Source organism: Streptomyces sp. NPDC093544 (assembly GCF_040683495.1).
In the GTDB taxonomy this organism is placed as follows: Bacteria; Actinomycetota; Actinomycetes; order Streptomycetales; family Streptomycetaceae; genus Streptomyces.
In genome coordinates this window covers 259,954-267,811 of sequence record NZ_JBFBEA010000015.1, presented here as the reverse complement: position 1 = coordinate 267,811, position 7,858 = coordinate 259,954, and the positions used below count along the sequence as shown (strand labels likewise).

At 68.9% G+C, this 7,858-nt stretch carries 6 protein-coding genes; 5 read left to right on the top strand and 1 reads right to left on the bottom strand.

The genetic code is table 11. The features are described from left to right. Positions 1 to 146: helix-turn-helix domain-containing protein (locus AB0N66_RS24170; RefSeq protein WP_365438655.1), on the bottom strand; the 146-nt coding region annotated here is incomplete at its 3' end. A gap of 31 nt (positions 147 to 177) precedes the next feature. Between AB0N66_RS24170 and AB0N66_RS24165 the strand changes: the two genes are divergently transcribed. The 5 genes from AB0N66_RS24165 to AB0N66_RS24145 all read left to right on the top strand — a co-directional run bounded on the left by AB0N66_RS24165 (position 178) and on the right by AB0N66_RS24145 (position 7,626). Then, the gene (locus AB0N66_RS24165; protein ID WP_365438627.1) at positions 178 to 1,263 is read left to right on the top strand and encodes an S-(hydroxymethyl)mycothiol dehydrogenase; all 1,086 of its coding nucleotides are present in this window, start codon (positions 178 to 180) and stop codon (positions 1,261 to 1,263) included. A gap of 114 nt (positions 1,264 to 1,377) precedes the next feature. Continuing rightward, complete coding sequence (locus tag AB0N66_RS24160; protein ID WP_365438625.1) at positions 1,378 to 3,834, top strand: FAD-dependent oxidoreductase; 2,457 nt, start codon at positions 1,378 to 1,380, stop codon at positions 3,832 to 3,834. A 36-nt stretch (positions 3,835 to 3,870) separates the two neighbouring features. Next, positions 3,871 to 5,025 (top strand): N-methyl-L-tryptophan oxidase, encoded by a 1,155-nt coding sequence (gene solA / locus AB0N66_RS24155; protein WP_365438623.1) that lies wholly within the window; start codon positions 3,871 to 3,873, stop codon positions 5,023 to 5,025. An 11-nt stretch (positions 5,026 to 5,036) separates the two neighbouring features. Further along, positions 5,037 to 6,167 carry an aromatic ring-hydroxylating dioxygenase subunit alpha gene (locus AB0N66_RS24150; protein WP_365438621.1) on the top strand — a complete coding sequence of 377 codons (1,131 nt, stop codon included), beginning with the start codon at positions 5,037 to 5,039 and terminating at the stop codon, positions 6,165 to 6,167. Then, entirely contained in the window at positions 6,160 to 7,626 is a 1,467-nt protein-coding gene (locus tag AB0N66_RS24145; RefSeq protein WP_365438619.1) for an aldehyde dehydrogenase family protein, read from the top strand. Before AB0N66_RS24150 ends, AB0N66_RS24145 begins: the two co-directional genes overlap by 8 nt. The last annotated feature ends 232 nt before the right edge of the window (positions 7,627 to 7,858 follow it).

The window sequence follows — 7,858 nt, the reverse complement described above, 5'->3', positions numbered from 1 at the left end:
GCCACCAGACCGCGGTTCTCCAGGACGCCGAGCAGCCGGAAGGCGGTGGACTTGTGCACCTCCAGCTCGTCGGCGATCTCGGTGACACCCGCCTCTTGACGACCCCATGACGGCGTTCTCACTATGTTCCTCATAGCGCAACCCATCGTGCATTGCGCAACAGCAGAGGAGCTTGTCGTGCCACACGAGGTCCGTGCCGTAGTCGCCGTCAAGAAGGGCGCACCCGTCGAGGTGCAGACGATCCTCGTCCCCGATCCCGGCCCGGGTGAGGTGCTCGTCGCCGTACAGGCATGCGGGGTCTGCCACACGGACCTGCACTACCGGGAGGGCGCGATCACCGACGACTTCCCCTTCCTGCTGGGCCATGAGGCGGCCGGCACGATCGAGGCGGTCGGCGAGGGCGTCACCGACCTGGTCCCCGGTGACTACGTCGTCCTCGCCTGGCGTGCGCCCTGCGGTAGCTGTCGCTCCTGTCGCCGCGGCCGCCCCTGGTACTGCTTCGACTCCCGCAACGCCACCCAGCCGATGACGCTCCTCGACGGCACCCCGCTCAGCAACGCCCTCGGCATCGGCGCCTTCGCCGAGAAGACCCTGGTCGCCGCCGGCCAGGCTGTGAAGATCGACCCGGCCGCCCGTCCCGAGGCCGCGGGCCTCATCGGCTGCGGGGTGATGGCCGGGTACGGCGCCGCCGTCAACACCGGCAACGTCGGCCGGGGCGACACGGTCGCCGTCATCGGCTGCGGCGGTGTCGGCAACGCGGCGATCGCGGGCGCCTGCCTCAACGGAGCCATGAAGGTCATCGCCGTCGACATCGACGACAAGAAGCTCGACCAGGCCGAGAAGTTCGGCGCGACACACACGGTCAACTCCCGCGGGACGGATCCCGTGGAGGCCGTACGCGCGCTCACCGACGGTTTCGGGGTCGACATCGCCATCGACGCGGTGGGCCGGCCGGAGACGTACAAGCAGGCCTTCTACATGCGCGACCACGCCGGTGTGCTCGTCCAGGTCGGCGTCCCCGACCCCGAGATGAAGATCGAGATCCCGCTGATCGACCTGTTCTCGCGCGGCGGCGCCCTGAAGTCCTCCTGGTACGGCGACTGCCTGCCGAGCCGCGACTTCCCGTTCCTCATCGACCAGTACCTCTACGGTCTGCTGGACCTCAACGCCTTCGTCAGCGAGACCATCGCCCTCGATCAGGTCGAGGAGGCGTTCGCGAAGATGCACCGGGGCGAGGTGCTGCGTTCGGTGGTGGTCCTGTGAGTCACTCGCCGAAGGTCCCGCCTGTCGCCGCCCCACGGCCCCGCGTCCCCACGCCCTGAGCCCAACGTCCCCACGCCCTGAGCCCGTTCGCTCCCCACCCCGGCAAGGAGGGGCATGTCCAGTACGCCCGAAACCCATCCCCGCGTGGTCATCGTGGGCGCCGGCATCGTCGGCTGTTCACTCGCCGACGAGCTGACCGCCCGCGGCTGGACCGACGTCACCGTCCTCGAACAGGGGCCGCTGCCCGCCCCGGGCGGCTCCACCTCGCACGCGCCAGGACTGGTGTTCCAGACGAACCCGTCCAAGACGCTCACGGCGTTCGCCCGCTACACGGTCGAGAAGTTCAACTCCCTCCAGGTGGACGGGGTTTCCTGCTTCAACCAGGTCGGTGGTCTGGAACTCGCGACCACACCGGAGCGCCTGGCCGACCTGCACCGCAAGGCCGGTTACGCCGCGGCCTGGGGAGTGCGCGGCGAGATCGTCAGCGCGGCCCGCTGCAAGGAACTCTGGCCGCTCATCGACGAATCGACCGTCCTCGGCGGCTTCCACACGCCCGACGACGGCCTGGCCCGCGCCCTCCTCGCGGCCCGCGCCCAGATGGCACGGGCCACCGAAAAGGGCGCCCGCTTCCTGGACCGCCACACGGTCACCGGCATCGAGCAGGAGGACGGCCGGGTCACCGCCGTCGTCACCGACCGCGGCACCTTCCCCGCCGATCATGTCGTCTCCGCCGCCGGTTTCTGGGGCCCCGTCATCGGCCGTATGGCCGGAGTCGAGGTCCCGCTGCAACCGCTCGCGCATCAGTACGCCAAGACGAAGCAACTCCCCGAGCTGGCCGGAGCGGAGACGGAAGCCTCCAAGCCCATCCTCCGCTTCCAGGACCGCGACCTCTACTTCCGCGAGCACAACGACCGTATCGGCATCGGCAGTTACGCCCACAAGCCGCTCCCCGTCGACCCGTTCGCGATCCTCCCGTACGACGAGGCGCGCGCCAACGACATGGAGATGCCGTCCTCGTTCCCCTTCACCGAGGAGGACTGGGCGCCGAGTTGGGACGACTGCCGCGGGCTGATGCCGGCCCTGCGCGAGACGGAGATCGAGGAGGGCTTCAACGGCGTCTTCTCCTTCACGCCCGACGGCATGCCGGTCCTCGGGGAGTCGCGAAAGCTCCGCGGCTTCTGGCTGGCGGAGGCCGTCTGGGTCACCCACTCCGCGGGGGTCGCGAAGGCGGTCGCCGAGTGGATGGTCGACGGACGCGCCTCCATCGACCTGCACGAATGCGACCTCACGCGGTTCGAGGATGCGCAGCGTTCACCGTCGTACGTCCGTGAACGCGGTTCACGGCAGTTCGTCGAGGTGTACGACGTCCTGCACCCCCTCCAGCCGATGGAACAGCCCCGTCCACTGCGCGTCAGCCCCTTCTACGCCCGGCAGCAGGAACTCGGAGCCCACTTCCTGGAAGGTGGTGGCTGGGAGCGCCCGCACTGGTACGAGGCGAACGCCCCGCTCGTCGACGCGCTCGGCCCCCTCCCCGAGCGCGACGCCTGGTCGGCCCGCTACTGGTCGCCCATCGCGGCCGCCGAGGCGAAGGCGACCCGCGAGAAGGTCGCGCTGTACGACATGACTCCGCTGCGCCGCCTCGAAGTCACCGGGCCCGGCGCCCTCGCCTTCCTCCAGCGCATGACCACCAACAACCTCCGCAAGAAGCCGGGCGCGGTCACGTACACGCTGCTCCTCGACGAGACGGGCGGCGTACGCTCCGACCTCACCGTCGCGCGCCTTGCCGTCGACCGCTTCCAGGTGGGCGCCAACTCCCCCACCGACCTTGACTGGTTGACCCGGCACGCACCCACCGACGTACACATCCGCGACATCACCTCCGGCACCTGCTGCATCGGCGTTTGGGGCCCGCTGGCCCGCGATCTGGTCCAGCCGCTGACCCGCGACGACTTCTCGCACGAGGGCTTCGGCTACTTCCGCGCGAAGGAGACCTACCTCGGGCATGTCCCGGTGACGGCGATGCGCCTGTCGTATGTCGGCGAGCTGGGATGGGAGTTGTACACCAGCGCCGACCTCGGGCTCAGGCTCTGGGACACGTTGTGGGAGGCAGGGCAGGAGCACGGAGTGATCGCGGCCGGCCGCTCCTCCTTCAACTCCCTTCGCCTGGAGAAGGGTTACCGCGCCTGGGGCGTCGACATGACCGACGAGCACAACCCGTACGAGGCGGGCGTCGGTTTCGCCGTCCGCATGGACAAGGACGCCTTCGTCGGCCAGGAGGCGCTGCAAGGACTCGCTCAGGCCGAGCCGACGCGCAGGCTCACACCGCTCCTCCTCGACGACCCGGCAGCCGTCGTCCTCGGCAAGGAGCCGGTGTATGTCGACGGTGCCCCGGCCGGTTACGTGACCAGCGCCTCGTACGGCTACACGCTGGGCCGCTGCGTCGCGTACGCCTGGCTGCCGGCGCTCGCGAGCGGCACGGGCGTGCACATCGAGTACTTCGGCGAGAAGGTCCCCGCGACCGTCGCCGACGAGCCGCTCTTCGACCCGAAGATGACCCGCATCCGCCGCTGACACACCTGCCGTTGACACATCATCAGGAGGCTCACCGTGTCCCCGACTTACGACGTGATCGTGATCGGTCTCGGCGGTATGGGCAGCGCCGCCGCCCACCACCTCTCCGCGCGGGGCGCCCGCGTGCTCGGCCTGGAGAAGTTCGGCCCGGTCCACAACCGCGGCTCCAGTCACGGCGGTTCGCGGATCACCCGCCAGTCCTACTTCGAGGACCCGGCGTACGTACCCCTGCTGCTGCGCGCTTACGAGCTGTACGACGAGGTGGAGCGGGCAACCGGGCGGGACATCGCGACGCTCTGCGGCGGCGTGATGATCGGCCCTCCCGACTCGCTGACCTTCTCCGGCTCGCTGCGTTCCGCCACTCAGTGGGACCTGCCCCACGAGATCCTGGACGCCGCCGAGATCCGCCGCCGCTTCCCGACCCTCAACCCGAACGACGGCGAGATCGGGCTGTACGAAGCCCGCGCCGGGTTCGTCCGCCCGGAGAACACCGTCGCCGCGCACCTTCAGCTCGCCACCCGTCAGGGCGCCGACCTGCACTTCGAGGAGCCGATGACGCGCTGGGAGCCGTACAAGGACGGTGTACGGGTTCACACGGCCGAAAACACGTATACGGCAGGCCAGTTGGTGATCTGCCCGGGGGCGTGGGCGCCGCAGCTGCTCACCGATCTGGGAGTGCCGTTCACGATCGAGCGGCAGGTCATGTACTGGTTCCAGCCGAAGGCCGGCGTCCAGCCGTTCCTCCCCGCCAACCACCCCATCTACATCTGGGAGGACGCGGCCGGAGTACAGGTCTACGGCTTCCCCTCGATCGACGGGCCGGATCTCGGCGCCAAGGTCGCCTTCTTCCGCAAGGGCGTCGAGTGCACCCCGGAGAACATCGACCGGACGGTGCACGAGGACGAGATCGGAGCCATGGCGGACCATATGTCCCGCTGCATCCCCGACCTGCCGGGCACCTTTCTCAAAGCCGCCACCTGCATGTACTCCAACACCCCCGACGAGCACTTCGTCATCGCCCGGCACCCCGCGCACCCGGAGTCCGTCACGGTGGCCTGCGGGTTCTCCGGGCACGGCTTCAAGTTCGTGCCGGTCGTCGGTGAGATCCTCGCCGACCTGGCTCTGAACGGCACCACCGAACACCCGATCGACCTCTTCGACCCCCACCGCCTCGCCGCCGCGCCCGCCTGAGGAGTACGCACGTGACGACGACCCCCGTCTCCCCCAGCCTGATCGCCACCCTCCCCGGGCACTACTACACCGATCCGGAAATCTTCCGCGCGGAACAGGAACGGCTCTTCGAATCGATGTGGTTCTGTGCCGTCCGCTCCGCCGATCTCGGCAAGCCCGGCGCCTTCCGCACGGTCCAGGTCGGCCGCGAGAGCGTCCTGATCACCCGTTCGCGCACCGGTGAGCTGCGCGCGTTCCTCAACGTCTGCCGCCACCGCGGGGCCCGGCTGTGCACGGAGGAGGCGGGCGAGGTCCGCCGCAATCTCCAGTGCCCGTACCACGCCTGGACGTACGACCTCGACGGCAAACTGATCGCCGCGCCGAACCTGATCAAGATGCCGGACGTCGATCGCACCGAATACGGCCTGGTCAAGGTCGCCCTGCGGGAGTGGCTCGGCTACGCCTGGGTGTGCCTGGCCGACGAGCCGGCGTCCTTCGAGGAAACGGTGATGGGCGCGGCCGTGGAGCGGCTCGGCAACGCGGCGGCCATCGATCACTACGGCACCGAGAACCTCGCCCTCGGCAAGCGCATCACCTACGACGTGAAGGCGAACTGGAAGCTGATCGTCGAGAACTTCATGGAGTGCTACCACTGCGCGACGATCCACCCCGAGCTCACCGACGTACTCCCGGAGTTCGCGGAGGGTTACGCGGCCCAGTACTACGTCGGCCACGGCGCCGAGTTCGGCGAGGAGATCAAGGGATTCACCGTCGACGGCAGCGAGGGATTCGCCAAACTGCCCGCGGTAGCGGAGGACCAGGACCGTCGTTACTATGCGATAACTGTCAAACCGACCGTATTCATCAATCTCGTACCGGACCATGTCATCCTGCACCGCATGTTCCCCCTCACCGAGGACCGCACGGTCGTGGAGTGCGACTGGCTCTACGCACCCGAGGTCGTCGAGTCGGGCGCCGATGTGTCGAAGTCCGTGGAACTCTTCCACCGAGTCAACGCTCAGGACTTCGAGGCCTGCGAACGTACGCAGCCCGCGATGGCGTCCCGCGCCTACCGGCGGGGCGGGGTCCTGGTGCCCACCGAGCACCACATCGGGATCTTCCACGAGTGGCTCATAGGCATGCTGGGAGGCATGGATGGCTGATCTCTATATCGACGGCGCGTGGACGAGTGCCCGGGAGAAACGGACCCGCGAGATCCGCTGTCCGGCCGACGGCACACTGGTGGCCGAAGTGGACGAGGCGGGCGGCCAGGACACGGCCGACGCGATCGCGGCCGCGCGCCGTGCCTTCGACGAGGGCCCCTGGCCCCGGACGTCCGCGAACGAGCGCGGGGACCTGTTGCTGCGGGTCGCCGACCTCCTCGTACGCGACAAGGACGCACTCGCCCGCGCGGAGTCACTCGACACCGGCAAACGCCTGGTGGAGAGCGAATACGACATCGACGACATCGTGAACTGCTTCCGCTACTTCGGAAAGCTCGTGGCGAGCGAGTCCGGCCGGGTCGTGGAGACGGGTTCGGCAGGCGTCGACAGCCGAGTCGTATACGAGCCGGTCGGTGTCTGCGCGCTGATCACCCCGTGGAACTATCCGCTGCTCCAGACGGCGTGGAAGGTCGCCCCGGCGATCGCGGCGGGCAACACCTTCGTCCTCAAGCCGAGCGAGCTGACCCCGCACACCGCGATCCATCTGATGCGCCTCCTGGAGGAGGCCGGGCTGCCCGCGGGCGCGGGGAATCTGATCCTCGGCGCGGGGCCCGAGGCCGGCGCGCCGCTGGGCGAGCATCCGGACGTGGACCTGGTGTCCTTCACCGGCGGTCTCCAGACCGGCCGCAGGCTCATGGCCGCGGCGGCCGGGACGGTGAAGAAGGTCGCACTCGAACTCGGCGGCAAGAACCCGAACATCGTCTTCGCGGACGCGGACTTCGACACGGCCGTCGACATGGCGCTGACCGCCGTCTTCCTGCACTCCGGGCAGGTGTGTTCGGCAGGCGCCCGGCTGCTGGTCGAGGACTCGCTGCACGACCGCTTCGTCGACGAGGTTGTACGCCGGGCCCAACTCATCAGGCTGGGCGGGCCGTTCGACGAGCGGGCACAGACCGGGCCGCTGATCTCGGCGGCGCACCGGGCGAAGGTCGAGGCATACGTCGCCAAGGGTCTGGAGGAAGGCGCGGTGCTGCGCTGCGGCGGGGAGCGGCCCGCCGATCCTCCGCACCCGGAGGGCTTCTACTATCCGCCGACCGTGCTGGACGAGTGCTCCGGCGGGATGTCCGTCGTTCAGGAGGAGTCCTTCGGTCCCGTACTGACCGTGGAGCGGTTCACCGACGAGGCGGAGGCGGTGCGACTGGCCAACGCCACCATCTACGGTCTCGCGGGCGGGATCTTCACCTCCGACGAGGCGAAGGCCCAGCGGGTCGCGTCCGCGCTGCGCATCGGCACCGTGTGGATCAACGACTACCACCCGTACGTCCCGCAGGCCGAGTGGGGCGGCTACAAGCAGTCCGGGTTCGGGCGGGAGCTCGGTCCTGCCGGTCTCGCCGAATACCGCGAGACGAAACACATCTGGCGTACGACGAACCCGAGTCCGCAGGGCTGGTTCGACTGACGCGATCCGCAGAGTTGGTCGACCGATTCGATCCGCAGGGCTGGTTCGACCGACTCGATCCGCAGGGCTGGTCGACCGATTCGACCGGTTCCGCCCTTGGAAGTCATGGACTCAAGCAACGAGCTGATCCGCAGGAGGACCCCGCAGCCGCGGATCAGTCCTATGATCCAGCAGCCGCGGATCAGTCCTATGATCCAGCACCCGCACACACCTACGACCCCGCACGAGCCGC

Bases quoted from the DNA above. Each gene is read 5' to 3' on its own strand.
- AB0N66_RS24160 (WP_365438625.1), top strand. From the start codon at position 1,378: ATGTCCAGTACGCCCGAAACCCATCCCCGCGTGGTCATCGTGGGCGCC.
- AB0N66_RS24145 (WP_365438619.1), top strand. From the start codon at position 6,160: ATGGCTGATCTCTATATCGACGGCGCGTGGACGAGTGCCCGGGAGAAA.